Genomic DNA, 23,291 nt, shown 5'->3' with positions numbered 1-23,291 from the left:
ATAATAGGCTGCCTTATATCCATCGTCTTTTATAAATTTTCAGTTATCTTTTCGGTCATCGCTACTTGGTTTATAGATGCTAAATCCAAACGCCGCGCGCACAACGAGAACGAGGCAGTTTATCTTATTATGCATCATTTATCTGCCCTATTTTAAATTTACCAATAGACTTGCTGAGTTTTGTTTTTATGAATACTTAGAAAATTGGCTTTTAGTCGTTTTACGTGCCTGCACTGATATTAGACCTTAAAACAGTACCTTCCAGATTTGCACAGAATAGTACTATGACCCTGATTTTTATATTCTGTGCGTGTACGCGACCGTGTTTTTTTTAATAAATCCGCGCTATCGTTTACCAAATGGACGATTCGCCTTATAAATCCCTCCAAGTATGTGCCGAAATGATGAGCAAAAAAACGGTGCTCAACCCAATAAGCGCGCGGTCTACTCCTTATTTCCTCAATATGCTACAATTATCCCCAAGTGAGCCTTGGGGATAAATTAACATTGTATGCCTTTAGAATAAGGACTTATTTTGTGTATTAATAAATATCAGTGTCCATCGCGGTGTCCAAGTATTATGTAGATAATTGCCCCACTAAACAAAGCAGTTATCACTGATTATATTTTTATCGTATCTCTCTCATTTTTTATTATAGTAATTACGGATAAGAACATGGCTGTCGACAACATAAATGATATCAATAAACTTGAATGTCGAGATAAGGATTACTCGGTCAGTGTTTCAGGTATCGCGGGTCTAAGTCTACGTGTCTATCCAAACGGTAAAAAAGAATACTATCTGCGCTACTCTCATCCACATATCGATGGCAAGCGGCCCAGAATGATGCTCGGCAAGGTTGAGGACATCAGTCTATATGAGGTCAAGTACAAAGCAGAGACCATACTTAATACAGTCGCAAACGGCTCTGACCCTAAAGCCATACAGCAAAAAGAGCAAGTGAATAAGTATGCTCACCTAAAGAACGCCACGTTCGCTGACATTGCGCAAGCATGGCGAGATCACAAAACATCCAGTCGTCAGCAAAGCAAATCAAAAAAACCTGCGTTTAGTGAGTCGACACTCAAATTTTGGGATTTGTGCTTGGGATACATGTGCCGTGATATTGGCGATTTAAGGATGAATGATATCACCAGTGAGATGATATTAAGTGTGTGTGAAGCAATCCAACATAACGACAATCAAGCGACCTTCGTTGGCGCCAGTACTCGGCTGTATACGGAAAAAGTATTTTCATTCGCTGTCGCACGAGGATTATGCGATAAAAATGTAGCGATTGACACCCGTGGCGAGTTGGCACCTGCCAATTCAGGCAATCACTTGCCAGCTATTACCAAGCCCGATCAGTTTGCGACGCTGTTACATGATATGTCCAATTTTAAAGGGGCAAACAAGCTTACATTAGAAGCCATGAATTTATTGCCTTATGTGTTTGTCCGTAGTATTGATTTGCGCTCTATGCGCTGGCAGGATATCGACTGGGATAATGATACATGGGCATTCTCCCCGACCAAAGGCGAAGGTCGCGACGACATGGTATCGCACTTAGTCGTGCCATTAGCGACGCAAGTGATTGCGCGATTACGAAACATTCAATCTATCACAGGACATAAAGAGTATGTCTTTGCCTCAATGCGCGGTTCAAGCAATGCTTATATCAGCAAAGCCACAATGGTACAGATATTTCACCGGCTTGGATACAAAGACGTGCAATGCGCGCATGGCTTTCGGGCCTCGGCCAAAACCTTGCTTATGGAACAGCCAGAGTTACGCTACTCAGACATCGTTACAGAATTACAGCTGGGTCACAGGATAAAAGACACGCACGGCGGGGCTTACAACAGACTTGATGAAATCGATACCAGGGTACAGATGATGCAAGATTGGGCGGATTATATAGATAAGCTGCGAGATTACGCTAAGACGTAAGCCAAGTGAACTTGCGCTAAGAATCGTTTGAAAAATAGACGGAGCGTTAAATACACTATAATATGACGAACATCAATTGATAAAAAATTGCTTTGAGCGTCAGACATAACTACCCATTCATGTTAAATTGTAAAAAACGGTAAGGATGTCTGTAGAGATAAAAAATCTATGATAGCCCTAATATTATACTCGTTAACACTGTACTCACTCATTTAATAAGAAGGTTGTTAAGGATGACTTTAGATAATAACGTACTACGTAAACGCACCAGCTTATTGGGTTCATTGCTAGGCGATGCCATTTCTCGCCAATCTGGAGAGCAGACAATAGAGACCATTGAGACCCTGCGTAAAGGTTTCATTCAACAGCGCCGTGAGCCAAATGAGGCACATAAACAGCAGCTTATCGACTTTATTGCGTCTTTGGACAATCAAACTTTAAAAAACGTCATACGTGGATTTTCTATCTATTTTTTCCTAGCCAATCTAAGCGAAGAAAACTACTTGCGTGAGCAGCGTCATGAGCTGCGTATGCAATCGGAGCAAAGCTGGGAGGGGTCATTTCGCCGTACTTTACTTGAATGTCGTGAACGCAATATCGAGCCGGCTCAAATGCAAGAGCTTATTGATCAGCTCAAATTTATACCTGTATTTACGGCGCATCCTACCGAAGCGCGTCGCCGTACCACAATGAATATCTTACAAAGTCTATTCACGCACAGCGAAGCTTTAAACAATGTGTCTGAAAACAGTTTCGCCTACGAACAAGCCAAAGAGCAAACCGCACAGACGATTGATCTACTATGGTCATCAGATGAGGTGCGCACCCGCAAGCCGCTGGTCTATGACGAGATTAACAACGGCCTGCATTACTTTAACGCCAGCTTATTTAATGCCATTCCCAAAGTATATCGCAATATCAAAAAAGCCATTGTCGATATCTATCCAGAGCTCACCGACTATCCACTGCCTGCCTTTATGAGCTTTGGTTCATGGATTGGCGGTGATAGAGATGGCAATCCTTTTGTGACGTTTGAGACCACAGAGCTTGCCGTCTTAATGCATGCGGATACCGTACTGCGTCACTATCAAGTACTACTCAAAAAACTGCGCCGCCAGCTCATTCATAGTGACACTATTGTCACCGTGTCTCCCGACGTATATGCCAAGATCAAAAGTTATGATGAGCTCGATCAGCGTGTATTTGATTACAACCTCGATGATTACGGCAACGAGCCATACCGCCGTCTGCTTTCTTTAATACTCACTAAGGTCAATGCCACCAATCGCCGCATTCAAAGCAAAGGGACTGACATCGAGGCTGAAAAAGACGCATACGCCAATCCAGAAGAGCTGCTAGAGGACTTACGTATTATCCGCCAAAGTGTCGCTACTCACGACAAGGCGCATGCAGATGGGTTGTTGCTCGATGTGATTCGCCTGGTAAAAACTTGCGGCTTTCATTTGGCGGCGCTCGATATCCGTCAAGAGTCGTCTTATCATGGTGAAGTGATTGCAGATATCTTTGCGAGTGCTTCCAACCTGCCTGATTATCAAACGCTAAGCGAAACCGAACGTCAAGAGTGGCTCACACGCTTGTTAGAAAAACCGGGTACGCCGCTCATCTATACTGATAACCTAACAGACAAAACGCGTGAGCAATTGTCATTGATGAATTCGGTCGCCACCTTACGCAAATTGGTGGGACAGGCGACTTTTGGCAGCTATGTTATCTCAATGACGAACAATGCCAGCCAGCTACTAGAAGTGTTGCTGTTAATGCGATTTGCAGGCTTATGTACGATTGATGCTGACGGTCAATTGTCTGCTGATCTACCTGTCGCACCGTTGTTCGAAACCATCGAAGATCTTAAAAACATCGATAAAATCTTGCCTGCTGTGTTAGACAATCCACTATATCGCGGATTGCTACAGAATACAGATAATACGCAAGAGATCATGCTAGGTTATTCGGACTCATCAAAAGATGGCGGTATCATCACCTCGGCTTGGCAGCTGTATAGTGCGCAGCAAACCATTAATAGTATTGCTGAGCAATATGGTATAAAAACACGGTTATTCCATGGTCGCGGCGGTTCGGTGAGTCGCGGCGGCGGATCAACGCACAAAGCCATTGCGGCACAGCCGGCTGGCACGTTACATGGTCAGATTAAAGTGACCGAACAAGGCGAAGTGCTTTATGCCAAATATGCCAATACGGATACTGCCGTGTTTGAGCTGACCATGGCAATCACGGGTACACTCAAAGCCTGCTCGACAAGATTTGTCGTGCAACCGACTGAGTTACCAGAGTATGAAGCCTTGTTTGCACGGTTAGCAGAAGCAGGCGAACAACGTTATCGAGAGCTGACCGATCATACGGAAGGGTTTTATAAATTCTACTCACAAGTGACCCCAGTACAAGAAATCTCCTTACTGAACATTGGCTCACGTCCTGCCCATCGCAAAAAAGGCTTGCCAAGTAAAACCACATTGCGAGCGATTCCTTGGGTATTTGGCTGGTCGTTAGCACGCTTTACCCTACCTGCTTGGTATGGCGTTGGTAGTGCTCTGCATAGTGTCAGAGACAACGAGATTTTGATGAAAGAGATGAATGCGCGCTGGCCATTTTTTAGTGTCTTTATCAGTAATATCGAGATGGCTTTTACCAAATCTGAGATGAATATTGCACAAGCATATAGCCAGTTGTGTGATGACGAGGCGCTACGCGAACAGATCATGAGTGAGGTGCTCGATGAGCATGAGCTGACTTCTTCCGGTCTGAATTCTTTGCTAGATCAAGAAACGCTTTTATCTGGTCAGCGAAACCTTGCGGCATCTCTGCAGTGGCGAGATGCTTATTTGGATCCTATCAACTATATCCAAATCGAGCTGTTGAAGCGTGCTAGACAACAAAATGAAGATACGACAGATAACCACAAAGATGGCGATCTCAATGTAGAAGACCCATTAATCCGTAGTATTAACGCACTGGCAGCGGGTTTACGTAATACGGGGTAAGAGACGATACGACTGACCAACGAGAATATTCTGATAGATTGCTACTGTCATAGTTATTTTCAGTGTGCTTGCCAGCACGATGGTGATAAAAAAATGTACCGTCGCCCATTATTTTTCCGTGGCACGGTACAAGGTACTATATGCCTCTGCTGTAATTAAAATGCGCCTAAACCTAACTATTCTAATCGTTAGTCTCACGATATAACGTGGTTTGTGACTCTTGCCTAAAGTCTTCATAGGTAATGGCAGCATCACTCTCTGGAGCTGGAGAGGGTTCTATAGGCTCAACTTCAGCTGCGGGCACGTTTTGTTCGCTATTGTCTGCATTAATCGATTGTGCTGACACTAACGGCTCCTCGACCGTATTGGCGTCATTAGGTAATGGATCGTCATCGCTATTTACTACAGGTTCGGCGCCGACCACTGGCGTGCTAGTGGTAGCCGCAGGCGCTGTCCCATTTAAGCCACTATCATTGCTAACAGTAGTATCAGAAATAGAAGTCGATAAAAATCCTGTAAAAATAAGGATAAGTACGACAATAGCAATAAGTAGTGAACCAAAAATCATACCAATAATGAGAGGTTTTTTACTACTGACCACTTTCTTTTGTGGTTTTATAGCATCCCTATGATCTGGTTCCAATGGGTTGGATTTAGTATCTAAAGGATCATCGATCGTTGTGTTAGATAAAGGCATCGCTTGATCGAGAACGACAGAAGATGGCTTTTTTTCTTCATTATTCTTACTTAAATCACTATTTAAGTTATGGTCAACACCAGCATAATTATCCATTCGTGTATCTGACACCTTGTTTTGTGTCGATGCATTTTGACCTAAAAAATCAAAAGTAGCGTTTGTTGTGCCGATGTCGACAAACTCTAATCTTGGCTCTTTATCGTTATTTTCATCTTCGAATAGTTGCAACTCTTCTACGCTTAGAGGCTCAAAAGCAGGTAACTTACTTGCCGTTTTTAAGGATGTTGAATCATCACTGTCATTATGGGTGTCATTTTGGGTATCATTTTCAGCGCTTTGGACTCGACTGATAAAACGTTCGTAAATATTGTTTTTGACACGCTTACGCGATTTTTTATGAACGAGTTGAGACAACTCTTCGTCAAAATCAGTACCGATGTCTTTTTTTTCGTCGTTCATAAAATAAAACCAAGCCAGTTTATGCTACTGACAGTAAATGACTGATAAAATGAAGTTGTGATTTTTATTGCTAAAATGTAACAGCATCACTAGTCCCCAATATAGTTGCTCACACCCCTATCTTCAAGCACAATTTATTTTAGGTCTTAGATTAACACATGAAGTGCAATACCAAATGCAAGGTGAAAAAAAGACCTAGATGCGCTAGCATCAAAGTTTTTATCCACCGACCAAAGTGAGATTGCAACCATGAGCTATACACATCTAAGCCTAGGTGAACGATACCAGATTTATGCCCTTAAAGGGGCAAAACATAGTATTAATTTTATAGCGAGGGTGTTAAACAGAAGTCCCAGTACCATATCAAGAGAGCTTAGGCGTAATAAAAGCCTACGAGGTTACCGAGCAAAGCATGCTAATAACAAGGCTTGTGACAGACGGGCTAACAACGCCACAACTATTGTGACTGACCTCTGGGCATGGGTGACAGACAAGCTTAAAGAGAACTGGAGTCCTGAGCAAATATCTGGCGTTCATGCTGGTATCAGTCATATGAGCATTTATCGCTATATTTGGCGTGATAAGAGGCAGGGCGGTACATTGTGGCAGTGTCTCAGACGTAAAGGAAAACCATACCGGCAGCGTCTAACCGCTGAGACTCGAGGCCGTATCAATGACAGAGTCTCGATTCATGAGCGCCCTTGTATTGTTGAAGAACGCTCACGTATTGGAGATTGGGAAGCGGATACCGTTATCGGTCAGCATCACAAGCAAGCGATTGTCACGCTCGTTGAACGTAAAACGGGGCTGCTGAAGATGAAGCGTGTGGGTCATAAAACAGCACAGCAAGTATCAGAGGCAATGATAGAACTCTTAGCGCCAGTGAGGTTGCAGGTTAAGACCATTACCTCTGACAATGGTAAAGAGTTTGCTCAGCATAAGAAGGTGAAACAAAAGCTCTTTAGCCCTTTCTTCTTTGCCGATGCTTATGCGTCATGGCAGCGAGGAACCAACGAGAATACCAATGGCCTTATCAGAGAGTACTTGCCTAAGGGTTGTGACTTTAGACAAGTCTCTGATAATGAAATACAGGACATTGAGAACAAACTAAACAACAGACCAAGAAAACGATTAGGGTTTAAAACGCCTATGCAGGCGTTCTATAATATTAATTAGCGTTGCACTTGGTGTGTTAATCTAAGGGTCGCTAATATTTGCACAGCTCGTCTTAAGTAATGAGGTAGAAGCTTATTAAAAAAGGTTTGTATAGAGACAACATATACCATAACAGGCTTAATAACATGGATTTAAAACAGCTCAATGCATTTATTGCTGTCGCGAATTTGCGCAGCTTTAGTGCAGCCGCAGAAAAGACAGGACTGTCACAGCCAAGTTTGAGCCGCCTGCTGAAACAGCTTGAGACCGATATGGATGTCGTGCTTATCGATCGTTACCACAGGCCATTACATCTGACTGAAGCGGGCGAATTTTTTTACGATAAGATAAGCACCATACTGACAGAAATCGAGACCGTCACGAGTATGACCCAGCGTTTATCAGCGCCAAGTAGTGCGCTAAACATCGGCTTTGTGCCGTCAGTATTATATGGGTTACTCCCTGAAATCATCGCCATGCTCAAGCAGTCCAATTCTGATATAGAGGTCAACCTCAAAGATATCAGCTCTTATCAGCAAATGGAGGCACTCAAATCTGGTGAGATTGATATCGGTTTTGGGCGTTTTGCCCATCAAGATCCATGGATTCAACAAATATTACTGCGTCATGAGCGCTACGTGGTGGCCTTACCAAAGTCGCATCCTCTTGCCCATGTAAAGGAGCAGCGTTTGATAGATTTGGCAAATAATCGCTTGATTTTATACCATCAAACGCATTTGCCGATTGCCACCACACTACCAACATCAGAGTCCATCAAAGCAAAGCAGGAAGCCAATACAAAAACCAGACGTGTCATCAATGAAAAATCTGCACTTAGCGAGCCGATTACGGAGCCGTTGTTACATTTGTTTGCACAATACGGTATCTCACCCTTTGTGACCACCACGGTGAGTGACTTGCAAGTAGCTCTAGGCTTAGTCGCTGCGGGCGAAGGTATCACGCTTGTACCTGCCAGCTTAACCACCGTACGTACAGAACAAATCAGCTATCAGCGTTTGGTACACGAAAACGTCACCTCTCCTATTTATTTGCATACTCTCAAAGACTTTGTGCATCCAAGTATCTCTGAGTTATTGAATGCTATCTATCAGGTCTATGAAGAACGAGGCATCACCTACCGGCGACAAAAATTTGTGTAACGTCCTTAAATGACCAGATATTGCGTGGATATTGTGTTATAAAGAAACGCCAAAAATAATCTGCCCTAATACTTGATATTATCAGATTAATATGCCAACCAAAAAGAATGGCAATGCAAACAAATAGTAATAACTATCACTGTTAATAAATAGAATAATCATTCTCCTGAATCGTATTGGTGTGCTAAAGTCGATACAAGATTAATCGTTTTATAAAAAAGCACGTATAAACATGTCTAAAGCGGTTGTCTAGTGATCACTGGCAAACTGACACAGGTAAGTGATGTTTTGCCGTTTTAACCATTTCGAGGTATTCATGTCCACACAACCACTCAACAACCCAAGTACCACTGACGATATCGTTACTGAGCAACAAGAAGGCTTTAGTTGGCGTATCTTTGGCCCCGGTATTTTGATGGCGACCGCTGCAATCGGTGGCTCGCATCTGATTTCATCGACGCAGGCTGGTGCTATATATGGCTGGCAGTTGGCGATTATGATTGTTTTAGCCAACGTATTTAAATATCCGTTTTTTCGCTTTGCAACCGATTATGTTTACGATACGGGCGAGAGCTTGATTGCAGGCTACGCCAAGCGCTCAAAAGTGTATCTTTGGGTATATTTTATCCTCTCTATCTTATCAGCGGTCATCAGTACGGGTGCGGTCTCGCTAATTGCAGCGGTGATTTTAGGCTTTATGCTACCCGCCTCTCTTGAGTTATCGACGATGGTGCTGTCTATGATCATCGTAGCCGTCTCTTGGTTCTTTTTGATAGCCGGTCATTATAAATTGCTCGATGGCGTGACTAAATGGATTATGATTGCTTTGACGGCAGCTACCGTTGCCGCAGTCATGATTGCCGCTGGCAAGCCCACGGTTATGGCAGCAGATTTTATTGCTGTGTCTCCTTGGAACCTAGCGACACTCGGTTTCATCGTCGCACTCATGGGCTGGATGCCAGCACCGCTTGAGTTTGCCGCGATTACTTCTATGTGGACCTCTGCCAAAGTCAAAACCGATCACACCACGCACAAGCAAGGCTTGCTCGACTTTAATGTCGGTTATGCCGTTTCAGCGATTCTAGCCTTGTTTTTCTTATCGCTTGGTGTGTTTGTCCAGTATGGTTCAGGACAAGAGATTGAGTTGGTCGGCGGCGCTTATATCAACCAGTTAATCAATATGTATACGGCAACTATCGGTGAATGGTCACGATTGCTGGTAGCGTTCGTCGCCTTCATGTGTATGTTTGGCACCACGATTACTTGTGCCGACGGCTACGGCCGTGCCAATGCTGAGTGCTGGCGTTTGCTAAAAGGCGAAAGCGAAATCAATAAAAAGCAAATCGCTTTTTGGACGACATACGCTATCGGTGGCGGGCTTGTGATTATTACGTTCTTCACGGGACAATTGGGTGCAATGCTTAAGTTTGCCATGATATCGGCGTTTGTCTCTGCGCCTATCTTTGGCTGGCTCAACTACTCATTGGTTAAGAAACATAAAAAACTGTCCGCCGGTATGAACGCTCTGTCTATCGCAGGCTTGATATTCTTGGCAGGATTTGCCTTATTGTTCTTAGCCAATTTGGCAGGTTTATTTGCTTAAACTTAGTCTTTTTTTAAGCTCATGATAAATAAAGCCCTAATAGCTCAGCTGTTAGGGCTTTTTGGTAGGAACAGGACAATTTGTAGAGCAATATGCCCGTTATAATTGTAACTAAATGTAAATTATAAAGCCTCTTAATATTTGAATATTTGGCTAATATGAATACTTATGATAGCGAAGTATTGAAAAATACATAATGCTATTTGTTTTATGAATAATATTAAATTAACTACAATTAATCATTAAATATAATAAACAATAATCTACAAGCTAACCTTTGCAGACGTGGATAATTGGGTATAATCAGTGACAACAACGAGATTATTTTATATCCATACAAGCTCATGAAAGGATACTCACATGACCTCACTCTCAGCAGGTGCACGCTTTCGCAGTGCGCTTAAACAAAAAAATGATAATAACCAGCCACTACAAATTGCAGGCGCGATCAATGCCTACACCGCGATGATGGCGACCCAAGTCGGTCACCAAGCGCTGTATCTCTCTGGTGGCGGTGTGGCAAACGCGTCATTTGGTTTACCTGACTTGGGTATGACCAGCCTTGATAACGTGCTAGAAGACGCTCGCCGTATTACGGATGCAGTCGATACCCCGCTACTTGTCGATATTGATACCGGCTTTGGCGGTGCGTTCAACATTGCTCAAACCATCAAAAAAATGGAAAAGGCAGGCGTGGCAGCCGTCCATATCGAAGACCAAGTCGCGCAAAAGCGCTGTGGTCACCGTCCTAACAAAGAAATCGTCAGTATCTCAGAAATGGTTGATCGCCTAAAGGCGGCATTGGATGCGAAAACGGATTCTGATTTTGTGGTGATGGCTCGTACTGATGCGTTATCAGTCGAGGGCTTAGACGCTGCTGTTGAACGTGCCGTTGCCTTTGCCGAAGCAGGTGCAGACATGATCTTTGCAGAAGCGCTGACCGATATCGAGATGTATCGTAAATTTACCGATGTACTCGACATTCCCGTCCTCGCCAATATGACCGAGTTTGGTCAAACCGATCTGTATACCACTGACCAGCTGTACGGTGTGGGCGTCGATATGGTGCTGTACCCACTATCCGCTTTCCGCGCCATGAATAAAGCGGCATTGAATGTCTATCAGCACTTGCTCGATGACGGTACGCAAGAAAAAGTCGTCGATACCATGCAGACGCGCATGGAGCTTTATGATTTCTTAAACTATCACGAGTTTGAGCAAACCTTAGACAAGCTGTTTGCGGACAATAAATAATCATAATAAGCAGTATTTTCACTTAACAATATAAAAAGCTACCCACAAAAGGAATGTAGACATGGCAGCACAGAAAGAACTTTCAGGTGCAGGACTTCGCGGACAAGTCGCTGGCAAGACAGCATTATCGACCGTTGGCAAATCGGGCTCTGGTCTGACCTATCGCGGCTATGACGTATCAGAGCTGGCGGATAAATGTATTTTTGAAGAAGTCGCGTATTTACTGCTATACGGTAATTTACCTACGCAAAGCGAGCTTGAGAATTATCAAGCTAAGCTCAAAAGCCTGCGCGGCCTACCACAAGCATTAAAAGACGTGCTTGAACGTATTCCAAGCGATGCGCATCCAATGGATGTGCTACGTACTGGTTGCTCAATGCTGGGCAACCTTGAGAGCGAAACGGATTTCGCTCAGCAAAACGATAAAACTGATCGTATGCTTGCCGCATTCCCCTCAATCATCAACTACTGGTACCGCTTTAGCCATGATAACGTGCGTATCGAGACTGAGACGGATGATGCGACCATCGGCGGTCATTTTTTGCATCTGCTCAAAGGTGAAAAACCAAACGAGCTGCACGAAAAGGTCATGAACGTGTCGCTTATCTTGTATGCAGAGCACGAGTTCAACGCCTCGACCTTTACTGCGCGTGTCTGTGCGTCTACTTTATCTGATATCCATTCTTGTATCACTGGCGCAATCGGTTCACTACGTGGTCCATTGCATGGCGGCGCGAATGAAGCGGCGATGGATATGATTGAGGGCTTTAGCTCAGCTGATGAAGCCGAGACAGAGATGATGGCCATGCTAGCACGTAAAGACAAAATCATGGGCTTTGGTCATGCCATCTATAGCGAATCAGATCCACGTAACGTCGTCATCAAACAATGGTCTGAAAAACTGGCCGCTGATGTTGGTGACGAGGTGCTCTACCCTGTGTCTGTGCGTGTTGAAGACGTGATGTGGCGCGAGAAAAAATTGTTTGCCAATGCTGACTTTTTCCATGCATCAGCCTATCACTTTATGGGTATCCCAACCAAACTCTTCACGCCAATATTTGTCTGTTCACGCTTGACTGGCTGGGCCGCTCACGTATTTGAGCAACGTGCCAACAACCGTATCATTCGCCCAAGTGCCGAATATACGGGTGAAGAGCTGCGTCCTGTACCAGATATGAGTGCGCGTTAAGTTGATTTCTTTTAAGTAGCTATTGTTACGTACTTATTATCAGCTAGCGGCAGTGCTAGCTGATACAGGTATGTCGATTGAGCCTAGCTATGATATTTTTAGGTTTGATCGTCATACGCTATTTTTTTATAGATCATGCCATCTTAACTTTCAATATCGATTCTTTAGCAAAGCCTGCAATAACGAACGATGATTTTGCTAAAGGAATGAATTTTTATCTAATATCGACGTTTAACTACTTATCAAAATTAGCCAACAGCCAAAGGTGACTTATGGACAACGCCCTCGTACAACCCATGAACGATGAGTTCAAAAAACCACTTCCTGATACTGACCTTTACTACTTTGACACTCGCGAAGCGGTCGAGCGCATCGAAGCAGGTGCTTATGACAAGCTACCGTTCTGCTCAAAAGTATTGTGTGAGAACCTAGTGCGCCGTTGCCCACCAGAGGATTTAACGGCAGCGTTAAAGCAGCATATCGAGGGTAAGCAAGATTTAGATTTTCCTTGGTACCCTGCCCGCGTCGTTTGTCATGATATCTTGGGTCAGACGGCCTTTGTTGATTTAGCAGGCTTGCGTGATGCCATCGCTGAGCAAGGCGGTGATCCGTCTAAGGTAAACCCTATCGTGCCCACTCAGCTGATCGTTGACCATTCATTGGCCGTTGAGCACGCAGGCTTTGAAGAAGACGCCTTTGAGAAAAACCGTGCGATTGAAGAGCGCCGTAACGATGACCGTTTTCACTTCATCAACTGGTGCCAGTATGCCTTTGACAATGTCAACGTCGTACCACCGGGTAACGGCATCATGCACCAGATCAACCTAGAGAAAATGTCACCTGTTGTACAAATCGTACACAATAAAGCGGGTGAAAAAGTCGCATTCGCTGATACGTTGGTCGGTACGGATAGCCACACGCCGATGGTCGATGCCCTAGGTGTGATCTCAATCGGTGTGGGCGGTCTAGAAGCCGAAAGCGTCATGCTAGGTAACCCCTCTTATATGCGCCTGCCTGATTATGTGGGTGTTAAATTAACAGGCAAGCTGCAAAAAGGCATTACTGGTACGGATCTCGTACTGGCGATGACGGAGTTCTTGCGTGATGCAGGTGTGGTCTCTACCTATATTGAGTTCTTTGGTGACGGTGCACGCCAGCTAAGTGTCGGTGACCGCGCCTCTATCTCCAACATGACGCCTGAATATGGCGCCACTGCTGCGATGTTCTATATCGATGAGCAAACCATTGACTATCTACGTCTGACGGGTCGTTCTGAGGAACAGATTAAACTGGTTGAGCAGTATGCTAAGCAAACGGGTCTATGGGCTGATGGCATGGAAAAAGCCGAATACGCACGCGTCCTTGAGTTTGATTTGTCATCAGTCGGTCGTAACATGGCAGGCCCGTCGCGTCCCCATGCCCGTGTATCTACTGATGATTTGGTAGCCAAAGGCATCGCCCACGCGCCTGATCAAAAACTCCCTGAACCAAAAGATGGTCTCATGCCAGATGGCGCAGTGATTATCGCGGCGATTACCAGCTGTACCAATACCTCAAATCCACGAAACATGGTGGCCGCAGGTCTTGTCGCTCGTAACGCGAATGCCAAAGGACTATTGCGTAAACCGTGGGTTAAGTCCTCACTCGCACCCGGCTCAAAAACGGTCAAAATGTATTTAGAAGAAGCAGGTCTAATGCCAGAGCTACAAGAAATCGGTTTTGATGTAGTAGGCTTTGCCTGTACGACGTGTAACGGTATGAGCGGTGCACTTGACCCTGACATCGAGCAAGAAATCATCGACAATGATTTGTTCACCACGGCAGTGCTATCTGGTAACCGTAACTTTGACGGTCGTATCCATCCGTATGCCAAGCAAGCATTTTTAGCATCGCCGCCACTGGTTATCGCTTATGCCATCGCTGGTAACATCCGTTTTGATATTGAAAAAGACTCGTTGGGTAAAGACCAAGACGGCAATGATGTCTATCTAAAAGACATCTGGTTTGATGACGAAGAAGTGGATGCCATTGTTGCTTCTGCTGTTAAGCCTGTGCAGTTTAATGCCGTATATATCCCCATGTTTGATGAGGCCAAAAAAGATACGGGCAAAGCGTTAAGCCCATTGTACGACTGGCGTGAAATGACCACGTATATTCGCCGTCCGCCGTATTGGGAAGGTCAAATGGCAGCGATGAACAAACTAAAAGGTATGCGTCCGCTTGCCGTATTAGGTGATAACATCACAACCGATCATATGTCGCCATCAAATGCTATTCTTGGTACGTCCGCAGCTGGCGAGTATTTGGACACTATGGGCTTGCCTGCCGAAGACTATAACTCATACGCGACCCATCGCGGCGACCATTTAACCGCGCAACGTGCCACCTTTGCCAACCCTAAACTATTGAACGAAATGGTACGCGATGAAGATGGTGAAGTTATCCAAGGCTCACTGGCGCGTGTTGAGCCAGAAGGTCAAGTCATGCGCATGTGGGAGGCGATTGAAACCTACATGAACCGTGAGCAGCCGCTGATCATCATCGCAGGTGATGGCTATGGTCAAGGCTCAAGCCGTGACTGGGCGGCCAAAGGCGTCCGTCTCGCTGGTGTGGAAGCGGTTGTCGCTGAAGACTTTGAGCGTATTCATCGTCAAAACCTCGTTGGTATGGGCGCACTACCCGTGCAGTTTGCGCCTGGTATCAACCGTGAGACGCTCAACATCGATGGTACAGAAATCTTCGATATCGAAGGAGATGTCTCTGCTGGCGGCGATATGACACTGGTCATTCATCGCAAAGACGGCAGTGTTGATAAAGCGCCTGTTATCTGCCGATTAGATACGGCTGATGAAGTAAAAATGTACAACGCTGGCGGTATGCTACAACGCTTTGCTAAAGAGTTCTTAGCGGGTGAAGTGGCCTAAGCGTTTTGAGCGTTTAAGATTTAGCTTGTAAGTAATACAGAGCCGATGTTGTATAGAGTGTCTATATGGCATCGGTTTTTTTAAGCTTATACTCTCTAACTATTTGAGTTTGGCGTAGGCTGGGTTTTTAACCCAGCATCACAATTTTGCAGAGTTACTATAGATTGTATTTTATTAAAATTTTATATTAAGAAAAATATTATGAAAGTTATCAGCTTTACAGACGCTAATAAAGACTTTAAAGCCGTTTTAGATACGGTGAATGATGGTACCGATGCAGTAGTCATAAATCGTCAAAACGATAATGATGCGGTTGTTATGTCGAGTGCTCATTACAATGGTTTGATGGAGACACTGTATTTATTAAAGTCATCTGCTAATGCTGCCCATTTGGCTAAATCTATTGAGCAATATCGGTCTAAAAGTCGCATCACTGACTAATGTAATAATAAAAATTCGTCAACGGAAAGTACTTTAGTTTTAGAGCCAACGAAAGCGTAACAGGCTTTCGTTTTTTGCCTAAATTTGTAATCCTCTGAAATTATATAGTCAAAGTGCCAAGCAGTTCCAGCATGAGCTGCATCACGCATAGAGGCAGCGTGGAAACCTTTTTTATTAGTATCGTTTTGGAACTTATCAGAATAATAACCGATCCAATTAAGGAAGTTAAAAAAGAATTCAATCTTAGTTTCTATATTATTTGCATCAAATTGAAATATATTTATGAAGTGAGGGTCATAATCACACAAAGCTTTAATGATAACGAACATAGCTTGTTCAGGTTCTATTGACTTAATTTCAGTATCTATTTTGATACATTCTCTAAAATTAACTGGATCAAAATCTGGCAGCTCATTGCTCATGCTAGAAAAATAATTGATTGTAAATTCGACTGCTTTTTTTGAAAAATATTTATTTGCTTTCCTCAGAATGGGTATTTTATTATCTAAGTATGAGAAAGGTATACTGACAGCTTCGCCAAGCATACTATTAAAACTATCTTTGGTAGTTATTCCAATATCTATACCATTGATTCTTTTAATAAATTTTTCCTTACTAGTGTGAAGACTTCTAGAAAACTTACCTTCATGCACTTTGACAAAATTTTTATATATAACATTCACATTGTGTTCATTGGGTGTGAACAGCCTGTCCCAATAAATTGCGTTTAGTAGCTTGAGAGCTTTTAGGTGTTCATCTATATAAATATCGTTATCTATATTATAGATTTCCATTAAAGTTACACGTGAGTAAACTACGGTGTATTTATTAGAAGTCAATAGTTTTAATATTTGGATATACTTCAAATCATTTGTATAAAGCTTATCAACTCTTAACTCTGTTAAAACATTTTGATCTAAATAGATTGTTTTCTTAGTTTCAACCATAGTTAAATCACTTCAATATAATTAAATAATTAATATCACTATTGTAACATCATTAAAAGGACTCTCAAAAATGACCAAATCAAAATTTGCCCCGCAAATCCCCGTCCCTGCCACCTATATGCGCGGCGGTACCTCAAAGGGTACGTTTTTTAAATTATCTGATTTACCTGAGCGATGCCAAGTTGCTGGCGAGTCACGTGATAAGTTTTTGCTGCGCGTCGTCGGTAGCCCAGATCCTTACGGTAAGCAGATCGATGGCTTAGGCAATGGCAGCTCTAGTACCTCAAAGACCGTTATCTTATCGGCCTCAGACAGACCAGATCATGACGTGAATTATCTGTTTGGACAAGTTAATATCGCAAAGCCCATGATTGATTGGGCGGGTAACTGTGGTAACTTAACTGCAGCCGTCGGTGCCTGTGCCATTAATATGGGTCTAGTTGATGCCGACAAAATTGCTAATAGTATCGATGACAATGCTGAAAGTGGAATTTGTGAAGTGCGTATCTGGCAAGAAAATATTGGTAAAACCATTATTGCCCATGTGCCAGTCTATAAAGATGCAAATGACAAAGTACAGGTTCAAGAGACGGGCGATTTTGAATTAGACGGTGTCACCTTCCCAGCAGCTGAAGTCAAAATTGAGTTTATCGATCCGGTTGATGCCACCAGCGACATGTTCCCGACGGGCAATTTGGTCGATGATTTCGATGTATCAGGCTGCGGTCTAAATGCTGATAGCATCAAAGCGACCTTCATTAGTGCAGGTATCCCAACCATCTTTATAAACGCAGAAGATTTGGGCTTTACGGGTACTGAGCTACAAGGCGACATTAATAGTGATAGTGAGCTACTTACCAAGCTTGAAAAAATCCGTGCCACAGGCGGCGTGGCGATGGGATTATTTAAAGATGTGAGCGAGGCGCAAACCAGCCAACACATTCCTAAAATCGCATGGGTTGGTAACGCACAGAGCTATAGCGCCTCTAGTGGTAAATCGGTCGATGCAGACGAGATTGATCTAGTCGTCCGTGCCATGAGTATGGGTCAACTGCATCACGCCATGATGGGGACAGCAGCAGTCGCTATTGCTGCAGCAGCAACCACGCAAGGCACGCTTGTTAACAAAGCTGCTGGTGGTGGCGACTTGTCAGAGGTACGTTTTGGTCATCCATCAGGGACATTGCTCGTTGGCGGAAAAACCGAACTGGTCGATGGGCGCTGGCAAGCCAAAAAAGTGTCGATGAGTCGTTCAGCAAGGCGTATCATGGTTGGTGAAGTTTTTGTGCCTGCGGATGCATTTTAAGCGTCGTCATGGCTTATTTCAATTTGTGATAGAGTTTTATGCCGACATCTCCCCAACCTCGCCGCGCACAGTTAGACAAAAAACCGCCAGTCGAGAAAAAAGAACGGCGGGCGCTGCTGTGGGATATCCTCAAAAAACTGGCGGTATTTGCTAAGCCTTATCGCTTACTTATTATCGCCACCTTAGCGCTGACTGCTCTAGGCTCCTTTACCGCGCAGGTCAATGCTTTTGTGTTGCGTTATGCTGTCGATACTTTGACTGAGATTGCCACGCTTGCCGAGCCATGGCAGGCAGGTCTGCGTATGCTGACCATTATCAGTGCGGTACTCTTAACCAAAGAGATATTATCGATATTCATCTCGTTTGGGCAAAGCTTCTTCGGCGAAAAGATTCGTATCAATCTATCACGTGATTTATCGCAAAAAATCATTGAGCGCATCTTGACCTATCGGATGGCATTTTATACCAGTAGCGAAAACGACAGCGGCAAGTTGCAAACCCGTATTGATTATGGCGTCAGCAGCTTAACCAGTTTAGTGCAAAACTTCTTTATCGATATGCTACCGCTGTTTGCCAATGCAATCGTGGCGCTTATCATCATGTTTTCGACCAATTTTTGGATAGGCTTGGTCGGTCTTATTATCATTCCCATTTACTTTTTCATCAGCCAAAAACAAGCCAAGCGCCTACAAGGGTTTCGTCGGCAAATGCGCGGGTTTCGCGAAGCCAAAAGCGGACTGGTTATCTCGCTTATCAACTCAATTAGTGTGGTGAAATCCTTTGTCCGTGAGTCGATAGAAGCAGAAAAGCACTTAGCCATTCAAAAGGAAATGACCGATAATCAGCTGCGTATTCGCAGTATTGGTTTTGTTTATGATGCCATCAAAACCTTTATCGAGCAGATTGGTGTGGTGGTTATTATCTTGCTCACCGCGTATTTTGTCCTACAAGGTGAGATGACCATTGGTATGATTTTGTTTCATGTCATGCTGTTTCAAAATGTCGCCGCCCCTATCCGTCAATTACACCGCATCTACGACCAGATAAATAATGCATTGACCTATGCCGAAGGTTTTTTTGATATTTTAGAAGATGACAGCCAAGTCGAGAGCATCGCTGGTATCAGTAGCGACAACCTAAAAGGTCATATCGAGCTTAAACATGTCGACTTTACTTATCCGAATGGGACGCAAGCGCTCAAAGACGTCAGCTTCACTATTAGGCCCAACCGTATCACGGCGCTGGTTGGCCTCTCTGGCGCTGGCAAGAGCACGATTATCAATCTATTGGTCAAATTCTACGCCCCAGACGCTGGCACGATCTGCCTAGACGGGCATGATTTGGCTGACTGTGATACTCATGAGCTGCGTCAAAACATTGGTCTGGTGCTACAAAGCAATCATATATTTTCGGGCACGATCAGTGAAAATATCCGCTATGGCGATATGAACGCTAGCATTGATGACATCATTGCAGCGGCAAAAAAAGCTTCGATACACGATCAAATTATGGGGTTAGCTGATGGCTACGAGAGTACTGCCAAGTCGTTATCAGGTGGGCAGCAGCAGCGTATCGCGCTGGCAAGGATGTTTTTAAAAGATCCACCGATTGTGTTTTTGGACGAGCCGACCGCCAGTCTCGATGCTATCGCCAGTCAGCAAGTCAAAAAAAGCCTTGATCTGATCAAAAAAGATCGTACCGTTATTATGGTTTCGCACAATATTGCTCAGATTATCGACGCCGATGATCTGGTAGTCATAGAGAATGGCGAAGTGGTTGAGACAGGTACCCATGAGGTACTTTATGCCCAACGCGGCAAATACTTTGAGATATTTAGTGCCATGTCTGATAGCTTAAATTTAGACAAAATCAGTCAGACCCTACAGGGTTAGGAATGGTTAATGACTGCCTAAATCGTTATAATGCCCCTATTTTACCGCCTATTGCCAGAAGCTTGCCCATTATGAATTGTGAATTTTCTATCAAAACCTTTGATGAGCTGACCTCAGTTGACCTTTACCATATCCTAAAAGCACGCTCGCAAGTGTTCGTCGTCGAACAAAACTGTGCTTATCAAGATATGGATGAGGTCGATTTTGATTGCTTGCATTTGATTGCTCATCAAAACGCTGCATTGGTCGGATATTGCCGTATCATTCCACCTGAATTCAATAAACTAAAATCCAATCTATCGGTCGCCGACCCAGCCGCGAAGACCAACCACACTGCCATGCCTGCCATCGGTAGAGTGCTTGTGTTATCAGAGCACAGAGGTGATGGCCTAGCGCGGCAAATAATGACGCAAGCTATTGCTCATTGCCGCAAAAAATACGGTAAAAAGCGTCCGATTATTATCTCGGCACAGGCCTACCTGCTCAGTTTTTATGAGTCTTTGGGTTTTGTACCTGAAGGTGAGCATTATCTTGAAGATAATATTGAGCACGTGAAGATGGTGCTATACGTTGCTAAGAAAAACAAAGTAAGAAAAGAAAGTGTGGATACTGCGTCAACCACAACCAAAGTTTTAAGCTTCCTGCTGTTTATTATAGCAGCGCTGTTTATTTTAGGTCTGCTCTATTTGATGATTTAAACGGCCTACAAAGTTTTACTTCTTAACACGATTCAGTCTGGTTGTTCCATATTGAGTATGCTACTTTTGAATGATAACCGCTTTAAAAGGATGACTGCGAGCATGGGTCAACAAAGCGAAAAGTTAGCACACTCAAGGAAGAGGAAACAACCATGTCAAATACCCATTCAGATACAGCCCATTCAAATACAAATGAGGCAACGGTAGAGAGCAATATCCGTCCAGAATATGACGATGAAATCCAAAAAATCGCCGATTATGTGCTCAATTATTCCATAGATAACGAGTCACCAAGCCCCACTGATGCATGGCGTACTGCTCGCCACTGTCTCATGGATACCATCGGCTGCGGACTACTGGCACTGCGCTTCCCTGAGTGTACCAAGCACTTGGGGCCTGATTGCCCTGATCAAATAACGCCGCATGGCGCTCGCGTCCCTGGCACATCCTATAGACTAGACCCCATCAAAGCCGCTTTTGACATCGGCTGTATGGTACGCTGGCTTGACTATAATGATACGTGGCTCGCTGCTGAGTGGGGTCATCCGTCTGATAACTTGGGCGGCATCTTGGCGGTCACCGACTATATCAGTCAAAAAAACATCAGCCAAGGGCAAGCACCTCTGACCATGAAAGCCGTGCTCGAGGCGATGATCATGGCGCATGAAATTCAAGGCGTCATGGCACTCGAAAACTCATTCAACCGCGTGGGTCTTGATCATGTGTTTTTGGTAAAATTAGCCTCAACTGCGGTCGTCGCCAAACTATATCAGCTGCCACGCGAGCGCATCATGGCCGCCATCTCACAAGCCATTGTCGATGGTCAGGCACTGCGCACCTATCGTCATGCACCCAACGCGGGCAGCCGAAAATCATGGGCGGCAGGTGATGCAACCAGCCGCGCGGTTCGGCTGGTAGATATCACTGCACGTGGTGAAATGGGTATCCCTGGCGCACTAACCGCACCGCAATGGGGGTTTTATGATGTGCTGTTTAGCCATACCAATAAGGATCTTGCGACCAAACCCGAAGACGAGCGTCGATTTACCTTTCAACGTGACTTTGGCAGTTATGTGATGGAGAATATCTTATTTAAAATCAGCTTTCCCGCTGAATTTCATGCGCAGACTGCTTGTGAAGCGGCGGTTATTTTGCACCCACATGTGAGAGGTCGAATTGATGAGATCGAAAAAATTGTTCTAACCACGCATGATTCAGCAATTCGCATCATCTCAAAAGAGGGCGCGCTTGCTAACCCAGCTGATCGGGATCACTGCTTACAATATATGGTGGCTGTTCCCTTATTGACAGGCGATCTGATGGCGGAGAACTATGAAGATGACTATCATGAAGAGCATTTATCAATCGATGAGCTACGCGAAAAAATGGTGGTAGAAGAAGACGCACAGTATTCAAAAGATTACCATGACCCCAGTAAGCGCTCTATTGCCAATGCCATTCAAATATTCTTCAAAGATGGTAGTAGCACAGAAAAAGTCGCCATCGAGTATCCTATCGGTCATAAACGCCGCCGTGCCGAGGGCATTCCTATACTTGAGGCAAAGTTCCGAGCCAGTCTGGCCACCCGCTTTATCGACAGTCGTTGTCAGCAAATCATTGAGCTGTGTAACGATCAAGAAAAATTGGAGCAAACGCCAGTGAATGAGTTTATGGACTTATTTATGGCTTACTAATGACTCAGTGACTAATATCTCATTCTGTTGACGTATTGACTACCAAGGTATCGACTCTCCTGCCCAATCGACAAAACTGCCTGATTGGGCAGCCTTCATCCCTGATAGCACTTCCAATAAACACTCGGCGCTATACGCTGGCGAGAATAGATGTCCTTCAGCGACATTGCCTTGAAACGGCGCGGACAGTTGAGTATTCACGGTTCCCGGTTGCATAACGACTACGCACACCTCTTTGAGTGATCGGCCCCATTCGATACTCAAGTTTTTCATCCCCATATTGAGCGCCGCCTTGCTCATTCTATAACTATACCAGCCGCCTAGCTGATTGTCCGTGATACTACCGACACGAGCTGATATGGTCGCAAAAATAGCTGGATGCTCAGCGCTGCGTTCAGCTTTGGCGAGCAACGGTTTGATATGCTTGGCTATCAGCAAGCTTGCTAGTGCATTGATTTGCATGTTCTGTAAAAAGAACTCCGTTTCAATCTGCCTCAAGGCCTTTTCTGGCTGCGCCGTCTTGGTATGGAGTAATCCCACGCAGTTGATTACCCAATCGACATGACCCATTGTCTGCTTGATGGTGTCGGCCGCTTTTTGGATGCTGTCTTCGTCACTGATATTCATGGGTATCCAGTGTAGATTTTCTGCTTCAAAGTTCGGCTCACTGCGATGATAAGTGGCGAATACTTGTGTACTATGTCTTTTAGCAGATGCGCCGTCAGTTTGATCGGCAGCTGACTCTTGTACCAGCTGCTTGACCATGGCCTGACCAATACCGCCCGTTCCGCCGATGATAAGATAGGTTTTATTATTCATATGCTACCCTCACTCTTTTTATACAGCTCTTAGCACGTGTTGGTTTGTTTATTCATTTTGGCTGATTTTACGAGTGTTTACT

Annotated in this window: 16 protein-coding genes; 13 read left to right on the top strand and 3 right to left on the bottom strand. The window is 44.4% G+C overall.

Going from position 1 to position 23,291, the window contains the following annotated elements:
• Window positions 1-676 precede the first annotated feature (676 nt).
• Window positions 677-1,951: an integrase arm-type DNA-binding domain-containing protein gene (locus HL061_RS01375; protein WP_071001562.1), complete on the top strand. Its 1,275-nt coding sequence runs from the start codon at window positions 677-679 to the stop codon at window positions 1,949-1,951.
• A 233-nt stretch (window positions 1,952-2,184) separates the two neighbouring features.
• Complete coding sequence (ppc, locus tag HL061_RS01370) at window positions 2,185-4,971, top strand: phosphoenolpyruvate carboxylase (RefSeq protein WP_252962425.1); 2,787 nt, start codon at window positions 2,185-2,187, stop codon at window positions 4,969-4,971.
• Window positions 4,972-5,152: 181 nt separating this feature from the next.
• Here the strand turns inward: ppc and HL061_RS01365 are convergent, their stop codons facing one another.
• Entirely contained in the window at window positions 5,153-6,127 is a 975-nt protein-coding gene (locus tag HL061_RS01365; RefSeq protein ID WP_071001560.1) for a hypothetical protein, read from the bottom strand.
• 249 nt (window positions 6,128-6,376) lie between these two features.
• Between HL061_RS01365 and HL061_RS01360 the strand changes: the two genes are divergently transcribed.
• From HL061_RS01360 to HL061_RS01330, 7 genes are all read left to right on the top strand, one after another.
• On the top strand, window positions 6,377-7,303 hold the full coding sequence (locus tag HL061_RS01360; RefSeq protein ID WP_025643743.1) for an IS30 family transposase: 927 nt from the start codon (window positions 6,377-6,379) through the stop codon (window positions 7,301-7,303).
• A gap of 125 nt (window positions 7,304-7,428) precedes the next feature.
• Window positions 7,429-8,442, top strand: coding sequence for a LysR family transcriptional regulator (locus HL061_RS01355; protein ID WP_071001559.1), 1,014 nt, complete (start codon window positions 7,429-7,431; stop codon window positions 8,440-8,442).
• A gap of 415 nt (window positions 8,443-8,857) precedes the next feature.
• Complete coding sequence (locus tag HL061_RS01350; RefSeq protein WP_223332975.1) at window positions 8,858-10,045, top strand: divalent metal cation transporter; 1,188 nt, start codon at window positions 8,858-8,860, stop codon at window positions 10,043-10,045.
• Window positions 10,046-10,405: 360 nt separating this feature from the next.
• Window positions 10,406-11,299: a methylisocitrate lyase gene (gene prpB, locus HL061_RS01345; protein WP_071001557.1), complete on the top strand. Its 894-nt coding sequence runs from the start codon at window positions 10,406-10,408 to the stop codon at window positions 11,297-11,299.
• 61 nt (window positions 11,300-11,360) lie between these two features.
• A complete protein-coding gene (gene prpC / locus HL061_RS01340) occupies window positions 11,361-12,488 on the top strand; it encodes a 2-methylcitrate synthase (protein WP_071001556.1) in 1,128 nt (375 codons plus the stop codon).
• A gap of 296 nt (window positions 12,489-12,784) precedes the next feature.
• The gene (acnD, locus tag HL061_RS01335) at window positions 12,785-15,412 is read left to right on the top strand and encodes a Fe/S-dependent 2-methylisocitrate dehydratase AcnD (RefSeq protein ID WP_252962433.1); all 2,628 of its coding nucleotides are present in this window, start codon (window positions 12,785-12,787) and stop codon (window positions 15,410-15,412) included.
• Window positions 15,413-15,613: 201 nt separating this feature from the next.
• Window positions 15,614-15,853 carry a type II toxin-antitoxin system prevent-host-death family antitoxin gene (locus HL061_RS01330; RefSeq protein ID WP_093070906.1) on the top strand — a complete coding sequence of 80 codons (240 nt, stop codon included), beginning with the start codon at window positions 15,614-15,616 and terminating at the stop codon, window positions 15,851-15,853.
• On the opposite strand, the gene HL061_RS01325 is transcribed toward HL061_RS01330, so the two are convergent.
• Window positions 15,850-16,800: a hypothetical protein gene (locus HL061_RS01325; RefSeq protein ID WP_093070904.1), complete on the bottom strand. Its 951-nt coding sequence runs from the start codon at window positions 16,798-16,800 to the stop codon at window positions 15,850-15,852. The two genes, HL061_RS01330 and HL061_RS01325, sit on opposite strands and share 4 nt — an antisense overlap.
• Window positions 16,801-16,870: 70 nt before the next feature.
• On the opposite strand from HL061_RS01325, the gene prpF reads away from it, so the two are divergent.
• The 4 genes from prpF (at window position 16,871) to HL061_RS01305 (ending at window position 22,390) form a co-directional block, all read left to right on the top strand.
• On the top strand, window positions 16,871-18,106 hold the full coding sequence (gene prpF / locus HL061_RS01320; RefSeq protein WP_093070901.1) for a 2-methylaconitate cis-trans isomerase PrpF: 1,236 nt from the start codon (window positions 16,871-16,873) through the stop codon (window positions 18,104-18,106).
• A gap of 38 nt (window positions 18,107-18,144) precedes the next feature.
• On the top strand, window positions 18,145-19,998 hold the full coding sequence (locus HL061_RS01315) for an ABC transporter ATP-binding protein (protein WP_093070899.1): 1,854 nt from the start codon (window positions 18,145-18,147) through the stop codon (window positions 19,996-19,998).
• A gap of 2 nt (window positions 19,999-20,000) precedes the next feature.
• On the top strand, window positions 20,001-20,696 hold the full coding sequence (locus HL061_RS01310; protein WP_240364929.1) for a GNAT family N-acetyltransferase: 696 nt from the start codon (window positions 20,001-20,003) through the stop codon (window positions 20,694-20,696).
• Between the two features lie 152 nt (window positions 20,697-20,848).
• The gene (locus HL061_RS01305; RefSeq protein ID WP_093070897.1) at window positions 20,849-22,390 is read left to right on the top strand and encodes a bifunctional 2-methylcitrate dehydratase/aconitate hydratase; all 1,542 of its coding nucleotides are present in this window, start codon (window positions 20,849-20,851) and stop codon (window positions 22,388-22,390) included.
• A gap of 39 nt (window positions 22,391-22,429) precedes the next feature.
• Here the strand turns inward: HL061_RS01305 and HL061_RS01300 are convergent, their stop codons facing one another.
• On the bottom strand, window positions 22,430-23,209 hold the full coding sequence (locus HL061_RS01300; RefSeq protein ID WP_071001548.1) for an SDR family oxidoreductase: 780 nt from the start codon (window positions 23,207-23,209) through the stop codon (window positions 22,430-22,432).
• Window positions 23,210-23,291 lie beyond the last annotated feature (82 nt).

This window comes from Psychrobacter sp. PSP (assembly GCF_024085615.1).
Classification (GTDB): Bacteria; Pseudomonadota; Gammaproteobacteria; order Pseudomonadales; family Moraxellaceae; genus Psychrobacter; species Psychrobacter pacificensis.
The sequence above is the reverse complement of the archived record's forward strand: the minus strand, read 5'-3'. Positions and strand labels throughout refer to the sequence as shown.

Bases quoted from the DNA above. Each gene is read 5' to 3' on its own strand.
- HL061_RS01375 (WP_071001562.1), top strand. From the start codon at position 677: ATGGCTGTCGACAACATAAATGATATCAATAAACTTGAATGTCGAGAT.
- ppc (WP_252962425.1), top strand. From the start codon at position 2,185: ATGACTTTAGATAATAACGTACTACGTAAACGCACCAGCTTATTGGGT.
- HL061_RS01365 (WP_071001560.1), bottom strand. From the start codon at position 6,127: ATGAACGACGAAAAAAAAGACATCGGTACTGATTTTGACGAAGAGTTG.
- HL061_RS01360 (WP_025643743.1), top strand. From the start codon at position 6,377: ATGAGCTATACACATCTAAGCCTAGGTGAACGATACCAGATTTATGCC.
- HL061_RS01355 (WP_071001559.1), top strand. From the start codon at position 7,429: ATGGATTTAAAACAGCTCAATGCATTTATTGCTGTCGCGAATTTGCGC.
- HL061_RS01350 (WP_223332975.1), top strand. From the start codon at position 8,858: ATGGCGACCGCTGCAATCGGTGGCTCGCATCTGATTTCATCGACGCAG.
- prpB (WP_071001557.1), top strand. From the start codon at position 10,406: ATGACCTCACTCTCAGCAGGTGCACGCTTTCGCAGTGCGCTTAAACAA.
- prpC (WP_071001556.1), top strand. From the start codon at position 11,361: ATGGCAGCACAGAAAGAACTTTCAGGTGCAGGACTTCGCGGACAAGTC.
- acnD (WP_252962433.1), top strand. From the start codon at position 12,785: ATGAACGATGAGTTCAAAAAACCACTTCCTGATACTGACCTTTACTAC.
- HL061_RS01330 (WP_093070906.1), top strand. From the start codon at position 15,614: ATGAAAGTTATCAGCTTTACAGACGCTAATAAAGACTTTAAAGCCGTT.
- HL061_RS01325 (WP_093070904.1), bottom strand. From the start codon at position 16,800: ATGGTTGAAACTAAGAAAACAATCTATTTAGATCAAAATGTTTTAACA.
- prpF (WP_093070901.1), top strand. From the start codon at position 16,871: ATGACCAAATCAAAATTTGCCCCGCAAATCCCCGTCCCTGCCACCTAT.
- HL061_RS01315 (WP_093070899.1), top strand. From the start codon at position 18,145: ATGCCGACATCTCCCCAACCTCGCCGCGCACAGTTAGACAAAAAACCG.
- HL061_RS01310 (WP_240364929.1), top strand. From the start codon at position 20,001: ATGGTTAATGACTGCCTAAATCGTTATAATGCCCCTATTTTACCGCCT.
- HL061_RS01305 (WP_093070897.1), top strand. From the start codon at position 20,849: ATGTCAAATACCCATTCAGATACAGCCCATTCAAATACAAATGAGGCA.
- HL061_RS01300 (WP_071001548.1), bottom strand. From the start codon at position 23,209: ATGAATAATAAAACCTATCTTATCATCGGCGGAACGGGCGGTATTGGT.